This window comes from Drouetiella sp. (genome assembly GCF_059504425.1).
Genome location: NZ_JCACIN010000053.1, coordinates 176499 through 194436, shown reverse-complemented (window position 1 = coordinate 194436; position 17938 = coordinate 176499). Strand labels below are relative to the sequence as shown.

Annotated in this window: 17 protein-coding genes and 1 pseudogene; 5 read left to right on the top strand and 13 right to left on the bottom strand. The window is 51.2% G+C overall.

Going from position 1 to position 17938, the window contains the following annotated elements:
* Positions 1-3 precede the first annotated feature (3 nt).
* Positions 4-1671, bottom strand: coding sequence for a DUF3370 domain-containing protein (locus AC5JMP_RS13935; protein ID WP_495852077.1), 1668 nt, complete (start codon positions 1669-1671; stop codon positions 4-6).
* 529 nt (positions 1672-2200) lie between these two features.
* Here AC5JMP_RS13935 and AC5JMP_RS13930 point away from each other — a divergent pair.
* Positions 2201-2593: a DUF3082 domain-containing protein gene (locus AC5JMP_RS13930; protein WP_495852076.1), complete on the top strand. Its 393-nt coding sequence runs from the start codon at positions 2201-2203 to the stop codon at positions 2591-2593.
* 18 nt (positions 2594-2611) lie between these two features.
* Positions 2612-3991, top strand: coding sequence for a TIGR04283 family arsenosugar biosynthesis glycosyltransferase (locus AC5JMP_RS13925; protein ID WP_495852075.1), 1380 nt, complete (start codon positions 2612-2614; stop codon positions 3989-3991).
* Between the two features lie 78 nt (positions 3992-4069).
* On the opposite strand, the gene AC5JMP_RS13920 is transcribed toward AC5JMP_RS13925, so the two are convergent.
* The 3 genes from AC5JMP_RS13920 to AC5JMP_RS13910 form a co-directional block, all read right to left on the bottom strand.
* The gene (locus tag AC5JMP_RS13920) at positions 4070-5026 is read right to left on the bottom strand and encodes a DUF1517 domain-containing protein (protein WP_495852074.1); all 957 of its coding nucleotides are present in this window, start codon (positions 5024-5026) and stop codon (positions 4070-4072) included.
* 208 nt (positions 5027-5234) lie between these two features.
* The gene (gene thiS, locus AC5JMP_RS13915; RefSeq protein WP_495852073.1) at positions 5235-5453 is read right to left on the bottom strand and encodes a sulfur carrier protein ThiS; all 219 of its coding nucleotides are present in this window, start codon (positions 5451-5453) and stop codon (positions 5235-5237) included.
* Positions 5443-6579 (bottom strand): thiamine phosphate synthase, encoded by a 1137-nt coding sequence (locus tag AC5JMP_RS13910; protein ID WP_495852072.1) that lies wholly within the window; start codon positions 6577-6579, stop codon positions 5443-5445. Before AC5JMP_RS13910 ends, thiS begins: the two co-directional genes overlap by 11 nt.
* Positions 6580-6800: 221 nt before the next feature.
* Here AC5JMP_RS13910 and AC5JMP_RS13905 point away from each other — a divergent pair, with 221 nt between their 5' ends.
* Positions 6801-7250: a hypothetical protein gene (locus AC5JMP_RS13905; protein ID WP_495852071.1), complete on the top strand. Its 450-nt coding sequence runs from the start codon at positions 6801-6803 to the stop codon at positions 7248-7250.
* 323 nt (positions 7251-7573) lie between these two features.
* Here AC5JMP_RS13905 and AC5JMP_RS13900 read toward each other — a convergent pair whose 3' ends face one another.
* The 3 genes from AC5JMP_RS13900 to AC5JMP_RS13890 form a co-directional block, all read right to left on the bottom strand.
* Positions 7574-9085, bottom strand: a complete 1512-nt coding sequence (locus tag AC5JMP_RS13900) for a NarK family nitrate/nitrite MFS transporter (RefSeq protein WP_495852070.1) — start codon at positions 9083-9085, stop codon at positions 7574-7576.
* A 456-nt stretch (positions 9086-9541) separates the two neighbouring features.
* The gene (locus tag AC5JMP_RS13895) at positions 9542-11038 is read right to left on the bottom strand and encodes an MBOAT family O-acyltransferase (protein WP_495852069.1); all 1497 of its coding nucleotides are present in this window, start codon (positions 11036-11038) and stop codon (positions 9542-9544) included.
* 146 nt (positions 11039-11184) lie between these two features.
* Entirely contained in the window at positions 11185-11769 is a 585-nt protein-coding gene (locus AC5JMP_RS13890; protein ID WP_495852068.1) for a DciA family protein, read from the bottom strand.
* Between the two features lie 478 nt (positions 11770-12247).
* On the opposite strand from AC5JMP_RS13890, the gene AC5JMP_RS13885 reads away from it, so the two are divergent.
* Entirely contained in the window at positions 12248-13624 is a 1377-nt protein-coding gene (locus AC5JMP_RS13885; RefSeq protein ID WP_495852067.1) for an SPOR domain-containing protein, read from the top strand.
* Positions 13625-13704: 80 nt separating this feature from the next.
* Here the strand turns inward: AC5JMP_RS13885 and AC5JMP_RS13880 are convergent, their stop codons facing one another.
* Complete coding sequence (locus AC5JMP_RS13880; protein ID WP_495852066.1) at positions 13705-14115, bottom strand: universal stress protein; 411 nt, start codon at positions 14113-14115, stop codon at positions 13705-13707.
* Between the two features lie 295 nt (positions 14116-14410).
* Between AC5JMP_RS13880 and AC5JMP_RS13875 the strand changes: the two genes are divergently transcribed.
* Entirely contained in the window at positions 14411-15631 is a 1221-nt protein-coding gene (locus tag AC5JMP_RS13875; RefSeq protein ID WP_495852065.1) for a phosphoglycerate kinase, read from the top strand.
* A 187-nt stretch (positions 15632-15818) separates the two neighbouring features.
* Here the strand turns inward: AC5JMP_RS13875 and AC5JMP_RS13870 are convergent, their stop codons facing one another.
* From AC5JMP_RS13870 to AC5JMP_RS13850, 5 genes and pseudogenes are all read right to left on the bottom strand, one after another.
* The gene (locus AC5JMP_RS13870) at positions 15819-15914 is read right to left on the bottom strand and encodes a DUF4351 domain-containing protein (RefSeq protein ID WP_495852064.1); all 96 of its coding nucleotides are present in this window, start codon (positions 15912-15914) and stop codon (positions 15819-15821) included.
* A gap of 165 nt (positions 15915-16079) precedes the next feature.
* Positions 16080-16304, bottom strand: coding sequence for a hypothetical protein (locus AC5JMP_RS13865; RefSeq protein ID WP_495852063.1), 225 nt, complete (start codon positions 16302-16304; stop codon positions 16080-16082).
* A gap of 84 nt (positions 16305-16388) precedes the next feature.
* Positions 16389-16571, bottom strand: coding sequence for a type II toxin-antitoxin system RelE family toxin (locus tag AC5JMP_RS13860; RefSeq protein WP_495852062.1), 183 nt, complete (start codon positions 16569-16571; stop codon positions 16389-16391).
* A 78-nt stretch (positions 16572-16649) separates the two neighbouring features.
* Positions 16650-16877, bottom strand: a complete 228-nt coding sequence (locus AC5JMP_RS13855; RefSeq protein WP_495852061.1) for a hypothetical protein — start codon at positions 16875-16877, stop codon at positions 16650-16652.
* 48 nt (positions 16878-16925) lie between these two features.
* Positions 16926-17894: pseudogene (locus AC5JMP_RS13850) on the bottom strand (type IIL restriction-modification enzyme MmeI); the annotation flags it as partial.
* Positions 17895-17938 lie beyond the last annotated feature (44 nt).

Sequence of the window (17938 nt, the reverse complement as noted above, 5' to 3'; positions counted from 1 at the left end):
CCGCTATCTCATTTCAGCAATAGTGCGTTGCTCGATAGTTTGAACGGTCAACACCTGCGGCGGCGTGGCATCTGGGGGATAGACAAACTCTACCTCAACCGAGCGGCGATCGCCCTTGGGCAGCGTCAACTGCAAGAGCGGCTCCCCCTCCTGACCTCGCCGCTGCACCAAATGCAGGTAACGAGTTTGGGAAAAGCCAAAGTCATTGGTGTAGCGTAATCGCACCGTACCCCGGAAAAACACGAGATTATCGGGTGGCTCTCGAAATTTTAGGGCGTTTTGAGCTTGCTCACTTTGCACAGGCGTTTGCAGCATTACCGCCACTTTTTGCGCTGAGTCGGTGTTGTTGTAAAGCGGCAGTGTGACGTTATAGCGCACACCATAGTTGCCATGCGCCCGGTATGCCGTGTCTGGATAGCGCACCAGCATCGGGGCACTCTGAATTTGACCTGTGCCAAACGTGTTGCGATCGACTGTGCTAATCACATAGGAAACAGACCTTCCAGGCTGCGGAATGCTGAGATAGTCTATGTCAGGATTATCGGTAGGAGTCGTTTCCCATTGAGAGCCTTGAGAAACTCCCGATACCCGACCATAGAAGAAGCGGACGAAGTTGCGGCTGTCTGGTGGAGAGGGGGGGCGATCGCGGGGTTCCGCCAATCCACCTTTCGTCAGCACATCCACCCATTCTGCCAAACTGGGGACTCGCTCAGCGCCATTGGGCAGAGTGGGCGCATGCATTGCCAAACTTGCCATGTAAACTGGGGCGCTGCTCGACAGATGCATCAAGATAGTGCGTCCATTGATAGCCACGTCCCGATTCTTGGAGGGTCGGGGCGGATTAGCTGCGGGACTGCTGGCGGGATTGCTGGCGGGATTGCCTGCCGCGTTGACTACGAGCGTTGCTGCGGGAGATGGAGCAGCGACGATCGGGCCAGGAATCAAATATCCAGGGGGCAAAGTGCCATCCGTTGGCACCGTTAATCGGCGGAGCGGAATCGGCATATTCAGCAAAAGCTGAACCCGTTTGGGCGGAATTGTAATCTGCGTTGGCCATTGAGGCTGGCGCTGACCTCGCAAAATATCTGTCGTCGTGCGACTTCCTGGCCCAGCAAACACCGTACCCATAGGATTGGCGACGTAGGCTGGCAGGTCTAGGAAGGGCGCATCCTGGCTCAAGTAGCTGACAGCCTGCAATATTTCTAACGTAACGGGCTGATCGCCAGGGTTGTACACCACAACGCCCACATACATTGTTCGGTTGTCATCCGCATTCAAGCCCTTTGCCACATGGTGAGCAAACAAGTCAAAAGAGCCATTAAAAGCATAGTTGAGATGGGCCGAGGGCACCTGCATCGTCTCTGGTGGAAAAGTCGAGAGCAAGATGCCCTCAGACTGAATGGCTTCAGGACTGTTGCTATTAAAAACCGGAACCTCATTCAGCTGTCCGGGCAAAGCGCGTACATCTTGCGATCGCACCACCTCTATCTGGCGAGGCATCTCCAGAGGCATCTGGCGAGGCAGCGTCGGCAAAATGGGCGCTTGCTCTAATGTCGGCACTGGGCTGGGATCAGAGCTAGCCGCCGGATTAGGAGCGATCGTTTGGATTTGGGGTACAGGAGAGGCAGGAACTCGCGTAGGAGCAGCCTGCGCCAGAAAAAGGAGAGACAAAACCGTTAGCATGAGCGAACTTAACCGATAACCATTATTAACAAGGGACAGGTAGAGCGCTAAAAGATTCTTTTAAGAGTTGACTCAGGGTAAATCTATTGGCACGAACTGACGAACGGCTCAAGCCAATATGCAGACATAAAAGGCAGCCTAAAGGAAAACGATACCTTTACACAGCGTAGTTCTACAGATTTTTACTCAGCCTTTGCACTTCTACGTCAAAGAAACACTGAGTCTTCATCGAAGCACATCAAATTTCGTAGTATTATCAATGGCTATCCTGAAGTCCAGACGAGCCATGGCGCAGGGCTGAGACGAAGGATTAAGGGAGCCTAGGGCTAGCTGTGCTGGGTTTGGCGATTGGTATTTATAATCAATCACTAGCTATCGCTTTCATTGCAGATGGGGCGCTCTACGACAGAATCTTACCCTACGGTGTCTGATGTGGCGATCGGGCAGAAATGTCACGATAGACTCGTTTTGTTCAACCAAGCGATACAATCCAGAGGACGGTCGCGCTTCAGAAAAAATGGCAACTCCCCCTCCTCAAGATCTGACTCCAGAGAGTTCAGGCAAACCGACTAAAGCCCAAAATCAGCCAACTCAGAATCAAGTCGCCCAGAATCAAGCCGCCCAAAATCAAACCGTTCCGCCTACGCCACTACGCTGTTTTGTCGGAGCGCTGATTGCGAGCGGATTTGCCACAGCGCTATATTCCCTGACGCAATCTATTATTCGGGCATTTGCCAACAAGCCCTTGCCCAGCGGCAATGTCACTGCCACCAATATTGCAGTTGCCGTGCGAACGCTCGTTATGGGAATGAGCGCGCTGGCGACCGCCATCTTTGCCATTGCAGCCGTGGGATTAGTGGCACTGGGAATTCAGCTTTTAGTAAAGCAGTTGCGGCAAACTTCGTCTTGAAGCTGTAATTTACTGAGGTTGACTCAATTGATTAAGCGCGATCGCCTGATCATTTTCACTCGCTATCCCCAACCGGGTAAAGCCAAAACGCGCCTGATTCCTGCCCTTGGAGCCGCTGCCGCCGCCGATCTTCAGCGGCAGATGACTGAGCATACCTTGGAGCAAGTCGAGTCTCTGATCCTAACCACGCCTGTATCAGTCGATATTTGGTTTGCGGGCAGTGAAGACGAAAGCCATTTGATGCGAGACTGGCTGGGTTCGCGTTGGCAATACAGTCCTCAAGGGGCCGGAGATTTGGGCGATCGCATGGCGCAAGCCTTTGCTTCTGCCTTTGCTACAGGTGCTGCGGCAGCAGTGACGATCGGTACAGATTGCCCTGGGCTGGATGCCGCTCGGATGGCAGAAGCGTTTCAGGCTTTGCAGGATCACGATTTGGTGTTGGGTGCTGCGACAGACGGCGGCTATTACTTGATTGGCTTGCGGCGAATGGTTCCAGAGCTGTTTGTTGGCATTGACTGGAGTACCGAGCGGGTCTTGACTCAAACGATCGCCATTGCTCGGTCTTTGGGGCTGAAAGTTGCCACCCTAGAACGCCTCTCTGATATCGATCGCCCAGAAGATCTGCCCGTCTGGGAAGCGGTTTTACAGGCAAAGGCTGCTCAAAATCCGGCTCAAAATCCGGCTCAAAACCTCCAAGAGCGTGAATCGGCACCGCTCTCGGTGATTATTCCTGTGCTGAATGAAGCCGGGACAATTGAAGGCGTTCTCAAAGCGCTGCAACCCGAAGCCGTTGAAATTATTGTCGTCGATGGCGGCAGTCAGGATAACACGATCGCCCTAGCTCAGGCTTTTGCTCAACACTCCGCCAACATCAAAATAATTTCTGCCGCGCCGGGACGCGCCAACCAAATGAATGCAGGAGCCGCGATCGCTTCAGGGAAGATCCTGCTGTTTCTCCATGCCGATACCTGTCTGCCGTCAGGATTTCCGGCGTTGGTGACACAGGCTCTGGACGGAGCAATCGCTGGAGCTTTTGCCCTCCACATTGCCGGAGATATGCTGGGAATACGGTGGGTTGAGCGAGGTGTGCATTGGCGATCGCGCTTCCTCCAGTTGCCCTACGGCGATCAGGCAATTTTTCTGAAGGCAAGCCAGTTTCGAGCGATCGGTGGCTTTGCCGACCTGCCGATCATGGAAGACTTTGAGCTGGTGCGACGGCTGCAAAAGCTGGGAAAGATTGCGATCGTCTCTGCTCCTGTGCTGACCTCGGATAGACGCTGGCAGAAGCTCGGCATTCTCAAGACGACGCTGATCAATCAGGTAGCCGTTATTGCCTACTTTTTGGGCGTATCTCCCGATCGGATTGCCCGCTGGTATCACGGCAAGTCAAGACACTAACAAATCAAGACACTAACAAATCAAGACACTAAAAAGGGGCTGAAGATTCAGCCCCTCGAATTTCATTATTTCAACTGATTAGATAAGTTTCAGGTTAGGATACTCAGCCACAACATCATCTGAGGAGAGGGTGTCGCCTTCTGCTTGAGGTGTCCAGAGAATTTCCACCGCCATCAGGTTATCGCTAGAGACTGCGCCAATCTGTCCGAGCGCCTGACGCAAATCTTGAGTGCTGTTGATGGTTGGCAGCACCAGCTTGCCCTGAGTTGCAACTAGCATGGTGACCACGATGTATTCACCAGGGGCAGCCGTCTCGACTAGCGCTCCACCCGCTGCGGGCAGGGCAGGCTCAGCTTGCTTCAAGACATTGTTGACGTTTGATAGAGTCTCAGCCGTGAACTTGCTGCGCTCTGCCAAAGCCAGACGATTAAACTGATTTTCAGCCGCTTCTAGCTTGGTTTGCTGAGTCTCACCACCGGCATAGATCCAATATTCGGGATGGCGCATCAGAGCCAGAGTGGATTCTTGCAGCACCTGAGCGAGTCCTGCGGGGGTGTTGGTATCAGCCCGATTGGCGATGCTGTTGAGATCAGCCTGTAGGCTCCGAGCTTCAGACAGCAAACCGACCTGCACTTTCGCCACCGAAACCGCTGGAGCAGCGCTGTAGCCTAGACCATCCAGACCGTCCTCCGATTGAGCTGAGCGAAAGCTGCGAACCAAGAAGGCTGCGATCGCCATGAAAATCAGGATAGAGAACAAGCCGCCGCCGCCCATGATGAATGGGTAGGGCATGATGAACGGCAGACCGAAACCGCCGCCACCTGGATAGTATCCTCCCGACGGAGCAGGTCTGTAGGAGCGGCTAGGAGCAGGCATGGAGCGGGTGGGTGCTCTGAAGCTGCCACCGCCAATCCGTCCACCGCTTCGAGCTGCCAACGCGCCGTCTGCCTGACTTAGGACTAGAGAAAGTACCAAGCCCACGATCAGTAAAGGCTTAATAAAAGATTTGATCAACGCAGTTAATTTTTTTTGCATTTGCCGTACCGTCTAAATTTTACGAGAGGTGAGATCGGTTGCGGCTGGAGGATGTTCCAATGGAGAGCGTTCCAACCCAATGACGTAAACAAACGTTACAAAACTCTCGACTCCTCTAGTTTACCGTCCTCACGACTGCCGCACTAGAAACCTTAATGGAGATTTCAGGCAAGTTTGCGACGGATAACCGTACTCTCTGATTAACTGCTCACCCGCCCCCCACAATCGTCACGATCTCCAGCCGATCGCCCTCCTGAATCTCCGTACTTTCCCAAAACTGGCGATGCAAGATCTCGCCGTTATATTCCACAGCCACCAAGCGCGGGTTCATGCCGAGCTGTTCCAAAAGCTGAGGAAGTTGCGTGGAGTCAGGACAGTGACGGCGATCGCCATTCACCTGAATTGTTAACACGTCTTCATCCTTCACGTTTCATCCTGCCCTTCAAAATTTGCGCCTGCATTTGCGACATGAAAAACTGTGTATTCAGCGTCGGCTGCTCTGCTTCCATAATGGCGCGGACGACAGAAACTCGCTCCGCCCCAGCCGCAATCACCTCAAACAAATTTTGGGTATCAATGCCGCCGATCGCAAACCAAGGCACAGAGGAATGCTCGGCAGCGTAGCGCACATAGTCCAGCCCTGCCGCAGGTCTACCCGCTTTGGTGGGAGTAGCATAGACAGGTCCCACGCCGATGTAATCTGCCCCTTCAGCGATCGCCCGCTGCAAATCGTCGGCACAGTGAGTCGATCGCCCGATAATCGCCTGATTGCCTAAAATCATCCGAGCCACGGCGATCGGCAGATCCTCTTGTCCCAAATGCACGCCATCAGCCCCAACTGCCAAGGCCAGATCAGGGCGATCGTTAATGATGAACAACGCATCATACTGCTGGCAGAGTTGCTTTAGCTTTTCAGCTCGCATCAGACGAACCTGGTCATCAGCAGTTTTGTCGCGATACTGCACCAGGGTCAAGCCGCCTTTTAGAGCCGCCTCTACGGTCTCAAATAAAAGATCAACAGGAGATGTGACGAGATAAAGGGGCGATCGCTCCAGCTTTCGAAGCCGCTCTAGTTTTTGAAAGGGGTAGGCAGTCAGGCGGCTTTCCAATTCATAAACCCGGTAGCGCATCTGTTTACAGGCGGCTCCCAGTTTAGCAGAGCGGAGTTTGCCATATTCCTCCAGTACCCGCAGAGCTTCTTGAGTTCGGCAGAAATTGACGCGTAGCACTTGAGAAATGCTCGATCGCTGCTCTTCTTGGGGGTGAGACAGCGCCACTCCAGGATCGTTAGCGGTATCGCGTGCCTTGCGCAGGTCGTCGGTGTGCCAATGTGCTAGCTCTTGGCGTAGCTGCTTACATTCTTCAGTTAGCTCGGTGCTGTTGAGTCCAAACCGACACCATTCCTCAATGATTCGTACCCCTTCACGGGCGCGATCGAGATTTGCGTCCAGAATACGGCGTACCGCTAACTCCGCAAGTTCCAGCTCTACAGGTTTTGAAGGTGCAGTAGATTTTGAGAGTTCAGATTCAGCCCGATTACCTGTCTCACCCATAAGGTTTCTATTGTGAGTTGTCCATTGTGAGTTGTTCCTTCCAGTTACCAGCTTACGGTATCGCGATCGCGTTCAATTTCTGTATTCAAGTGTTTCAGATTCTTAAGAAGGGCAGGCTTTAAATCCACCTTTGAGAAGATCTGTAATTTGAGATGATATAGTAACTTTGGATACAGAAATTATAAACAACCAGTTGGTCTGCACTAGGCAGACAGGAAAAGATGAAAGTAGAACTTGGTCAACTGCAATTTGCGAAGCCTCACCACCCAGCGCGATCACTACAGTTTATGGGGATAGCTTCCAAACTTGCAGCAGTTCTGAGTACGGGTTTGGCAGCAAGCTTGCTGGTGACGACGCCTGCTTTAGGTCGTGACGTTCAACCCCTGGAGCAAGCAGCCGAAACCATGGCTTTTGCGCAAAAGTCTGCCGCAGTGAAAACGAGCGAAACCATTGAAGCCATTGAGTCTGCTCCAGTCAAGCGCACGGCTCTGTTTAATCCAGAACTAGATGAGATGCTGTCAAGCAGTTTGCTCTGGACATTTTATTTGAGCTTGCCGCTGAGCGTAATTGTGGCAATCTGGCGCTATGACCGACGTGCCTGCGAGCAAATGGCTAAGCTACTAGAGCAAGTGGCAACCTTGGAGCGTATTTGGCAGCATCCGCAAGTTTGACAAGCAGACAGATCGCGGCAGAGCGAGTTAGCTCAGATTGAATGCTTGAGAAAACTCAGTGAAAAAATGCCCCGACTCTGAATTTCCACAGGCGGGAGCAGAGTCAGGGGGCTTTGAATGGACTTAACAAGATGTAAATCTTGGGATAGCAGCTTAGTATTGCTAAGCCCCTACAGCAGATCGGTTGTACAGGTTACTTAATCCACGATCCTTAGTAACCTTCAAAGGGTCATGATTTTTGTCATAGAGGTTTCTTCTCTACAAAAAATCATTGCTTGAATACCACTGCTCAATTCATGCATAGATGATAACTGCTAGAGACGTTAGCGCTCCTCTGGTACTGCCGAAACCATTGTTTCCACTTTGGCATGCTCTTCGTCATGAGAACCAGCGTCATGAGAACCAGTCGGCTCTTTCAGAAAGAAAGCATTTAAGAAAGTCACGATCAGAGCCACAACTCCCAACATTTGGAAGAAGGCGCGATCGCTCTCTGCCCCTTGCGGCATCAGGCTGTAAATTGTCAAATAAATGACCGCGCCCACATTGCCGTAAGCACCGACGTTACCCGCAATTTGCCCCGTTACTCGATTTTTGATCAAGGGCACAATCCCAAAGGTTGCTCCTTCAGCTGCCATAACAAAGAAGGATGCTGCCATTGTCACGGCCACCACAATGGCTAACGGCACTCCCTGCCCCAAACTGGCAAAGATGAGATAGCCTATCCCCGTTCCTGCCAAGGTAAACACCAGCGTCCACTTGCGACTCCCGACTTTATCTGACAGCCACCCTCCACCGGGACGAGCAGGAATATTCATGAAGGCGTAGGTGCTAGCCACAGCCCCAGCGACTGCGGCACTAAGACCATAGCCCCGCTCAAAGAATGAAGGCAGCATTGACACGACTGCTAGCTCTGTACCAAAGCAGGCGACATAGGAAAGTTCCAGATTTGCCACTTGCGAAAAGCGATAGCGATCGCTCGCTTCATACTGCTTTTCACCCGTCATCAAGGGCTTGTTTGCCTTGTAGGCGTTGTAGGCTTGAAACAAATAGAGTGCCACTAGCAAAACACAGATGATGGTGAAGGTAGTTCCATTGATGAACTGCACTCTATTCAACCGCCATGCAATCACCGCTAGAGCAGCCACTAGGGGAATATTCATGAGCAGCATGAACCAGAAATCCCGCTTGGTCGTGACTTCCATTCCCGCACTGCTCGGCGGGCGCTGATAAACTCTTCCAGGTGGTGTATCGGAGACATTGAAAAAATAGACCACGCCGTAGGCAGCCGCAACAAGGCCTGTGAGCGCGATCGCAAACCGCCAATTGAGTTGACCTGCCGCCATAAACGTACTGACAGCAGCGATCGCAGGCAGTGTGAATGCCGCAGCGGATGAGCCGAAGTTGCCCCAGCCGCCGTAAATTCCCTCCGCCAGACCAATTTCATTTGACGGAAACCACTCTGCCACCATGCGAATGCCAATCACAAACCCGCAGCCAACAATGCTCAACGCCAAACGGCTATAGACTAGCTGCTCAAAATTTTGCGCCATTGCAAATGCAAAACAAGGCAATGCCGCATAGATCAGCAAACAGGAATAGGTAATGCGCGGACCAAACCGATCCAACACCATACCCACAATAATTCGTGCTGGAATTGTTAGGGCAACGTTACAAATCGCCAGCGTTCGCATTTGTGCTTCCGATAGCCCCATTTCAGCCTTCACTGCTGTCGCAAACGGAGCAAAGTTAAACCAAATTACAAATGTGAGAAAAAAAGCAAACCAGGTAAAATGCAAGATGCGATGTCGCCCAGTGAATGACCAAATTCCAGCCATAGATCTCATTCCTCTTAATAAAAATTGCACAGCAAAATCATCGCCTCGCCACTCCGAACAGATTGCCAAAATAGGCAGCCATCATTGAGAGCTAGCGAGATGTAGGAACAGAGCGATATGTTCACGGATATCTTTGAATAGAGAATCTCTATCAAAGTTTGCGTATTACGAAAAACTCAATTAGAGGCTACCTTTCTGTTTGCTCAATTCAAGTTTTGATGGTGATGAAATCATACAAGGTGTACACTCATTGAATTGATTTCAGACCATTGCTACTGCTTTCACCCAAAGTTACTGGCAATTTTCTTCCTAATTTGTTCGTTAAGTCACAAACATAGAGGGGCTTATTGATAAACCGCATGAGGTCTATACGGCTTATGAATAAATCACTCCTTTTTCGCTATCGATCGAAAGCTCACATAGCAACCGTCAAGGCGGTTAGGGCGAGGACTGGCATTAGAAATCAAAATAGATGTAGGGAGGAGCCTCATTGGGAGCTAGAAGCCAAGCCGCAAACAGGCAAATTGGGACTAGCAGTAGTTTCACAATCCAGTTGAGGTGAAGCTTTAAGCCGCGATGGATCGTGTAGGCGATCGCCATTCCCGCAAAGATAGCTCCTAGAAGTAGAGCAATGTGGAAGCGATCGATTTGCAGTGTTTCTACGTAAATCTTTTGAGCAAACTGGATGTCGCCCACCTGACCCCATAGCCGTTGTATTGCCAGTCCTGAATCTTTTAGGTTGGGTAGACGGAAGAAAATCCAGGATGTGAACACCATCATCTGGGTCATTGCCCAAGCCAACAGCACTCCGGGCAGGCTCTGCCAAAACATCTGCAAGAATTTCCAGCGCTGAGACAGGGCATCCGTGAGTCGATGTGCCGCCAATGCCAGCCCATGCAGCCCTCCCCAGACAATAAAACCCCAAGCTGCACCATGCCAAACGCCTGCTACCAGCATGATGATCATCAAGTTGAGGCAAGTGCGCCACAGTCCTTGTCGGGAGCCGCCTAGGGGAAAGTACAGATAGTTTCGCAGCCAGTCACCTAGCGTCATGTGCCACCGTCGCCAAAAGTCGGCAATATTAGCGCTGAGATAGGGAAAGTTGAAGTTATGGGGCAAGTCAAACCCCATGAGCAGCGCGCTTCCTCTGGCAACATCCACATAGCCGCTAAAATCCAAATAGAGCTGCAGCCCATAGGCAGCCATCGCCAGCCACAGATCGGCACTGCCCGCCCGCTCAACGTTGCCAAAAATCAGGTTCACTACAGTGCCCAGATGATCGGCTAGCAGCAGCTTCTTAATTGCCCCACAGGCAATCAGCCATAGCCCTTCGACAATTTGAGTTGAAACAGGAAACTTTAAGGTTTGTAGCTGCGAGGCAAAAGGATGAAATCGAGTAATAGGGCCTGAAATCAGCTTAGGGAAGAACAGCTTATAGGCAGAAAACTTAAGAAAATCATGGGTAGCAGGCGCACCTCGATAGACGTCTACCAGATACGCAATGCACTCAAAGCTGAAAAAACTGATGGCAAGCGGAGCCAGCAGGTTGCTACGGAGCCAGTCTGCGCTCTGAACCAAGCTTTCCTGTTCCGACATCCAGCCGATCGTTTCTAGCAAAAAGGGCACATACTTAAAGCCCAACAGCAGCAGCAAAATCAGCGAAACTCCCACCCATAGCAGCTTTAGCCTTCGCTGATCCCAATCTTGCTGTACATATTGCCAGTCTTCGTTAGAAATTCGCCAGTTCATGGGTGCGCCGATCGCCTTGCCCAAAAAGAAAGTGATGAGGATCATGCCCAACAGGAGCGGCAAATACTGAATTTGCAGCGAACTGTAGAACACCATACCTGTGATCACAATCACCCACAGCCGCAGCGATCGCCCCTCAACTGACCAGAAAATTCCGAGGGTACTCAGCAGAAAGATGCTGTAGATAATGGAGAGAAAAGTCATGAGATGCGGGAAGTAGGGTGGGGAAAACTGCTGCCTTAAGTTCTAAGTTTTCAAGTCTACGTTCTAAGTTTCAAACTGAACCATCAGGCACAGTTTAAAGTGAACCAGCTAAAGTGAACCAGAGAGCCGTCAAGGTTGATTGTCTCTCAAGCCCGATCGCGCGTTCCACGCCCAAACTCCTTCGCCGCACAGAGCGAACAGACCGACCAGCGCTCTAGTTCTCCTGCGGGAGTTGGGCACTGACAGTCAGGGCAAAGAGGCAGATCTTGAGCACGCGATCGCATCGTTCTTGCCCAGTCCCGGAAAGCACTCTGAGGGTCAGCAGAGTTCTGAAGCGGGGCAGCAGCCTGATCGGGGACAAGGCGACTGGGATGATTTTTCCAGACGGTGACAGATTCTGGCGGCTCTGGCGCAAGGCTTTGAGTATGCCACTGAGCCGTCGAAAACCGGATATCCGTAATGCCTAGGGCAAGGCGATCGTTTAGCTTTTCTAGGATGCGATGACGCTCAAACACCAGGTTTTGCGCCCAGGCAGAACTAGAGGTGGCGACGCTCAGGGCTTTGCGCTGAATGGCGATCGGGCGAGTTTGAGCGGCTACGGCAACGCCCACGACTTCTCCCCAGCAAAGCAAAAGCTGCTGAAATTGCCGCCGCCCTTTCCAGCTCTCTTGATGATCTAGCCCACCCAAAACCTGTTGCAGAGATTTCATCGCCATTGCTTTCATAACCATTACATCGCCATTACATCGTCATTACAGACTGCCTTGTATACCCCATGGTTATCCAGATGCTGACCCAGAAAACCCCAACGTTGAGCGTGATCTAACCAGGCGTGATCTAACTAGACGTAATCTATGAGGCTGCAAAACATAGATTAACCCTGTTATGTTGATGCCACCTGATATATTTACGCCATTATTGACGACTTCACGGTTTTCTTCTAGAAATTGGTTATCATATGCCATTGGGAGTGGCAGGAGCAGGCTTCTGCTCTCCACATATAGCGTCGCCAGCGGCTTTACTAGGAGTTAATATAGCTCTCAACTCCAGATATAGGGTTTAAAAGAGATATAGGTCTAAAAGACTTTTAGAATGGCGATCGATTCAGGTGTGCCTCAAAAGACTCAGTTTCACAGAGACTCCCTCAGAGCCTCATAAATGTTTACAAATTCACTTATTATTTTGCCCGTGAATGGTAGGAGTGCTGCAATGCGCCAACCCGCTTCGATAGAACCCTTTATTCCTTCTCCAGATACACAAGTGCCCCATCCGGTCTTGCGGGCGGCTCTTGACAATCTTGATGTCAATCTTGAAGAAGAGCTGATTCGCTACCGTCGGCAGCAGCGTTTGCAGTCTGAGCCGTATGGGCGGCGAAAGGCAGTTGCTCCACCCCGTCTCAACCGTATTCCAACCCGCCCAACGCAGGACGGCATTCGTCTGCCCAATGTGCGAGAGGCTTTTCATCTGCATACAACGGGTGAGTTTCCCATTGGCAACAGTGCCGCTAGTGAAAATCCCGTCAGAACTCTTTTTGGAACGACGGCAGATGCGGCTTCTCAGGCGATCGAGCCTCCAGCGATCGAGCCGCCGCCCCTTCCTCAATTTCCTAACGAAGGCATTGCCAGCTATGCTCAGCAGATAGAGTTATCAACACATGAACCCAATGCCGCCCTGCAAAAGCTGATTCAAGACAATCTCTCTGCCTCAACAGCAGCCTCAGAAGCACCAGAAGATTACTTAGAATCCTCGGAAGAGCTGCTTAAGAGCATTCAAGAGGAAACCTCATCGCAAAGGGCGCAGCGCCGCCCCGATCTGCTGGATACGTTGCTCACACCGCTAGGCATTGGCTCCATGCTGTTGCTGCTGCTCTCTAGCACCACTCTGGGCTTCGTGATCATGAATCCTTCTGTCCTAGGCGTTTTCTTCGCGCCGACCGCCAGCACTCCCAGCCCTAGCCCGCTGACCAAAGTGCCCACAACCCCGATCGACGTAGCTCCGCCCTCGCCCAATCTAGCGGCTGAAGAGTTCAAGGACTTAAACCTCGACACGTTGAGCACCCTGCCAGGGAGCGCCAAACGCCCCTCTGCTGCCCCATCTAAGCCAGCCGCAAATCAGCCTTCTAGTCGCGCTAACGATCGATCGACTAGCCCCGCTACAGGTGCGATCGCCCCATCTGATTCCCGCAGCCAACCGCAAACCTATGTAGAGCCTGCCCCCCAGCCAGAACTCCCAGCGATCGCGGTCGAGTCTAATCCCCCCATAGTTGAGGCTCCCTCAGCAGAAGCACCCGTGCGTTCTGTTGCACCCGCACCTGCTCCTCAAGCCGCGCCGCCAGCAGCTCCTAGCCCTGAAAAGACGGCAGTTCGTCCTGCTAGCCCGTCCGAAAGCCTCTATTATGTGGGCACAGACTATAGCAGTGACTCCAGCTTGCAGCAAGCTCGCCAGTCAGTTCCAGATGCCTATGTGCGGAATTTGCCCGGTGGGGCGAAAGTTCAACTGGGTGCTTTTACCAGCGAAGCCGCTGCCCAAGAGCGCGTTCAGGAACTCCAACAGCAGGGGATTTCGGCTCAAGTGTATAAGCCTTAATTTTTACCATCAGGCTCACGCTTCACCCCAAAATGCCTCTCCCGACTAAGCCATGCCGAAAATTTAAGACCCAAATTTATTTAAGGCACGATGAGTACCGGGCAAGGCGATAGATTGATCACCCGCAGGGTGACGCTATCCTGCGCTCCTTCATCCGTTAGCCCCAGACCACGGCACCCCATGATAATCACCTCTGCGTCGATCTCATCTGCCACATCGCAGATAGTGAAAGCAGGTTTTCCTTGGCGTTCTATCAGCTCTGCCTCAATGCCTAGGTTAGCGAAGAGGGCTTTAGCCGTAGATAGAAGTTGGGCGATCGCCTCCGGGGAAGTCGTGTCTGGGACAGTTGGGGGAGTTTCACCTACTTCTGACTCCACCACAGAAAGAATCACCAGACGGCTATTACAGGTTTTGACAACATTGGCTACCGTTTCCGCAGCTTCACGGGACTCTGGGCTGTGATCGATCGGGAATAAGACAGTCTTGAACATAATGACCTCAAACGTCGTTGACTCGCAGAGACATGATATGGCAACCGCTAAGGCGGTTAGGGCGGGGACATTTAGGGTGGGGCGCTTCGCGCCCCACCCTAAATGTCCTAAGCAAGATGGCGACAGCTATACATGTGCAGAAGTACAAGTCTAAATATTTTGGAACATTTTGCGCGATCGGCTACAGATTGTTCTGGGAAATTTAAAACTCAGGGCAATTTTAGACTTTTGCAATGATCCCCAACGTTTTACAATACTTCATAGGTAAAAAGACTTATTTAAGGGGATTAAGGTCGTGTCTAAGAAAAGCGTAACGAGTTTATCAGCAGCAGATTTGTCAGGCAAACGAGTGCTCGTCCGAGCAGATTTCAATGTGCCCCTTGATGATCAGGGTAGCATCACCGACGACACTCGCATCCGGGCAGCTTTACCCACAATTCAATACCTGACCTCCAATGGCGCAAGGGTGATTTTATCCAGCCACTTTGGGCGACCCAAAGGCGATGATTTTGCGTCGCGGGTCACAAACAAATTTCGCCTCACGCCCGTTGCTACTCGCCTTTCGGAGCTTCTAGGTCAGCCCGTGGTGAAAACTGACGACTGCATCGGCGACGAGGTTGCTGCTGCCGTGAGCGCCATGAAAGACGGAGATGTGCTGCTGCTGGAAAACGTACGCTTCCATCCTGAAGAAGAAAAGAACGATCCTGGCTTTGCTCAAAAGCTTGCCTCCGTTGCCGATTTGTATGTCAACGATGCCTTCGGGACAGCACACCGCGCCCATGCTTCGACGGAAGGCGTAACCCACTACCTGAAGCCTTCGGTTGCCGGAATCCTCATTGAGAAAGAGTTGCAGTATTTGCAGGGAGCGATCGAAGTTCCTCAGCGTCCTTTGGCGGCGATCATTGGCGGCTCCAAGGTTTCCAGTAAAATCACTGTGATTGAAGCGCTGCTAGAAAAAGTGGATAAGCTGCTGATCGGCGGCGGCATGATCTTTACCTTTTACAAGGCGCGCGGTCTTAGCGTTGGCAAATCTCTGGTAGAAGATGATTTCGTGGAGCTAGCCAAAACCCTGGAAGCCAAGGCAAAAGAGAAAGGCGTGGCGCTACTCTTGCCCACAGACGTGGTCGTTGCCGATAATTTCTCTCCTGACGCCAACGCCCAAACCGTCAGTGTTGAGAATATTCCGGATGGCTGGATGGGTCTGGATATCGGCCCTGACTCTGTGAAGGTGTTTGAAGCGGCGTTGGCAGACTGTAAGACGGTGATTTGGAATGGCCCCATGGGCGTGTTTGAATTTGCCAAGTTTGCGGCGGGAACTGAAGCGATCGCCCATTCCTTGGCAGCCATCACCAAAACGGGCGCAACCACCATCATCGGCGGCGGCGACTCTGTGGCGGCAGTCGAGCAGGTTGGCGTTGCCGATCAAATGAGCCACATTTCGACGGGCGGTGGTGCCAGCCTAGAGCTGCTGGAAGGCAAGGTTCTGCCGGGAATTGCTGCCTTGGATAATGCATAAAGCTCTGTAGGCAGAGAGTAGGGTGGGCATCCCCCACCCTACTGGACTAGAATCCGCAATGCCTAAGAAAATTCGAGAACTCAAACAACAGCTGCGTCACTCGACACAGCCAACTTTAGTCACCGCCAATTTATCTTCAGCACTCGACCGCCTTACCATCTGTAGTTCTTATTGCTACTCACGTTCTCTAGACTTGATTCTCTTGCAGCCAAGTTGTCAAATCCGGTCGCTCCGTAAAATCTAGCAAGACCTCGCTCAAAGCCTCTAGTTGAGGAATCGCCATGATTCCCTCCTGGAGAAATTGCTTGATGAAATGGGGGCTGAACCGTAACCCCTTCTCGCTTAACGACTTCTCGCTTAACCAGATGAGCTAGCACATACTCTATCTGCTCTCGCCGAATTTCAGGATGCTTCTGAGAAGCAAACTCATTGAAGTAGTGGGTGCTTTTCATAACTGATTTCTTGCATCAGCATCCTTTGCGTTTTTCCTCTCCGCGATCGCCTCTTCTTCAGTCAATCCAGTAGCCATAAGCGATCGCCCCTCACGGCTCCGGTGCCCAGCAACCCACGATCGCCTCTCCCCGCTTTTCTCCTTTGCGGCTAATTCTAAGTTTAACGTTAGGAGCTTTTCGAGAAAATCATCGTCTGGGTTGAAGCCGTAAGCTTTCAGCACGTAGAGTTTGTAGAGTGGGCTGGTGGGTTCGTGTATTCGTGTAGAGTTTGGTGGTGCTGTTCTGTTTTGTCGTCGCTGTTTGGATTATTGGTTATAGATATTGCCTCCATAGTTGATGTCATAAATGAAAATCTCATTCGTTTCTCTACGAATTTGAAAGATAATGCGAATTTTACCGACGCGAATCCTAGAAAATCCTGACAGTTCGCCCTTTAGCTTTTTAATATCCAGTTCTTCGGGGGATAAATCTTTTGAGTCTCCAGGCAAGTTTTTAGCGTGCCAATTTTTGCGATAACAGCTTTTTGACTGCTGCTATCAAGCTTTTTCAGAAACTTATCGGCTGCTTTACTGAGCTTGATTTTCATGATCAAACCAGTTTGTGATATCAACGAAATCGGTATCGGGGTGATCATCTGGGGAGAATGCGGCTTCGATCGCAGCCTGCTCTTCGTTGTCTACGTAGGGAGTTAGCAGGGCAAAGAATTTGAACCACTCTTCGCGCATGACTTCACGAACACTTTCTTTGATCAGGGCTTTGAGAGCTTGTGCGTCAAGCGAGATAGTGGGTTCCATAACGGTTACTCCAAGGGTGCTTTAACTAAAACAGTAGGTTCATTAAGTTTATTGTGTCGGTGCCCAGCAACCCACGATCGCCTCTCCCCGCTTTTCTTTCTCTGCCAATTCTAAGTTTAACGTCAGCAGTTTTTCGAGCAAATCATCATCTGGGTTAAAGCCGTAGGCTTGCAGCACCAGTTGATCGAGTTTGGCATGGAGTTTGAAGAGTTGGCTGGTGGGTTCGTGGAAGTATTCGTTGTAGAGTTTGGTGATGCCCCACTGTTTCTTCTCCATTTGTTGCGATCGGTATTCGTGGAGTTCTTGCGCGGTGGTGCGGATGGTGGTGATGAGGCTGGGGGCTGGGGTTTGGGGAAAGGGGAAGGTTTCAAAGCAGGTGTTGTGAGTGTAGGCGATATCGGCTTTGAGGGTTGATTTTTGGGCGTGCATCCAGGTGCGATGGACGTTGGATGTAAGAATGCCAAAAACGTAGAAATCATCTGAGGCAACCACCACTGATTTATCACCAGCCAACCAATGAGACGGAAATGGAATGAAGATTGCCCATTTAGAGACTCTGGGAATGGCGAAATAATGTGATAAAGACGCGATCGCTTTTCTCATTGCGGGTCTTTTCTCACCATATTTCCACCAGTTGAGTTTGGTGACTTCTCTACGATTTTTATCACGTTCTGGCTTAACGTTGGTTTTCAGATGAGCGAAAGGAAGTTTATAATCACTCGCATCTTCAAGTGACATATCGTTATCGTTGAAGTCAATAATCCATCTTTCCGGTTTTCCGTTTACTTCTTGTGCCAAATTTGCGCCCATTGAGAAAAGCTTGAGAACTTCTTGGTTTTTAGAATCAGCTTTAATCCAATCATTCACCTGCTTTTCTGTAACCACAAATCCTTTACCGACAGGAATTACGCCCTGAAAACACTGATTGAGATTGGCTTTGAGCCGAACGGCTTGGGAAACATCGATCGCGGCTTTTAAGGATGAATTGATGTAGGGGACGGGTTGATTGTCGAGGTAGCAGAGCATGGTTGGTGGTGTGGCTGTGGGTTTGCCCTCATCCC

Coding starts and splice junctions, on each gene's coding strand:
- AC5JMP_RS13910 (WP_495852072.1), bottom strand. CDS start 6,579: ATGGGTGAGACAGGTAATCGGGCTGAATCTGAACTCTCAAAATCTACT.
- AC5JMP_RS13895 (WP_495852069.1), bottom strand. CDS start 11,038: ATGACTTTTCTCTCCATTATCTACAGCATCTTTCTGCTGAGTACCCTC.
- AC5JMP_RS13890 (WP_495852068.1), bottom strand. CDS start 11,769: ATGGTTATGAAAGCAATGGCGATGAAATCTCTGCAACAGGTTTTGGGT.
- AC5JMP_RS13930 (WP_495852076.1), top strand. CDS start 2,201: ATGGCAACTCCCCCTCCTCAAGATCTGACTCCAGAGAGTTCAGGCAAA.
- AC5JMP_RS13885 (WP_495852067.1), top strand. CDS start 12,248: ATGCGCCAACCCGCTTCGATAGAACCCTTTATTCCTTCTCCAGATACA.
- AC5JMP_RS13880 (WP_495852066.1), bottom strand. CDS start 14,115: ATGTTCAAGACTGTCTTATTCCCGATCGATCACAGCCCAGAGTCCCGT.
- AC5JMP_RS13855 (WP_495852061.1), bottom strand. CDS start 16,877: ATGGAACCCACTATCTCGCTTGACGCACAAGCTCTCAAAGCCCTGATC.
- AC5JMP_RS13900 (WP_495852070.1), bottom strand. CDS start 9,085: ATGGCTGGAATTTGGTCATTCACTGGGCGACATCGCATCTTGCATTTT.
- AC5JMP_RS13870 (WP_495852064.1), bottom strand. CDS start 15,914: ATGGCGATTCCTCAACTAGAGGCTTTGAGCGAGGTCTTGCTAGATTTT.
- AC5JMP_RS13905 (WP_495852071.1), top strand. CDS start 6,801: ATGAAAGTAGAACTTGGTCAACTGCAATTTGCGAAGCCTCACCACCCA.
- AC5JMP_RS13920 (WP_495852074.1), bottom strand. CDS start 5,026: ATGCAAAAAAAATTAACTGCGTTGATCAAATCTTTTATTAAGCCTTTA.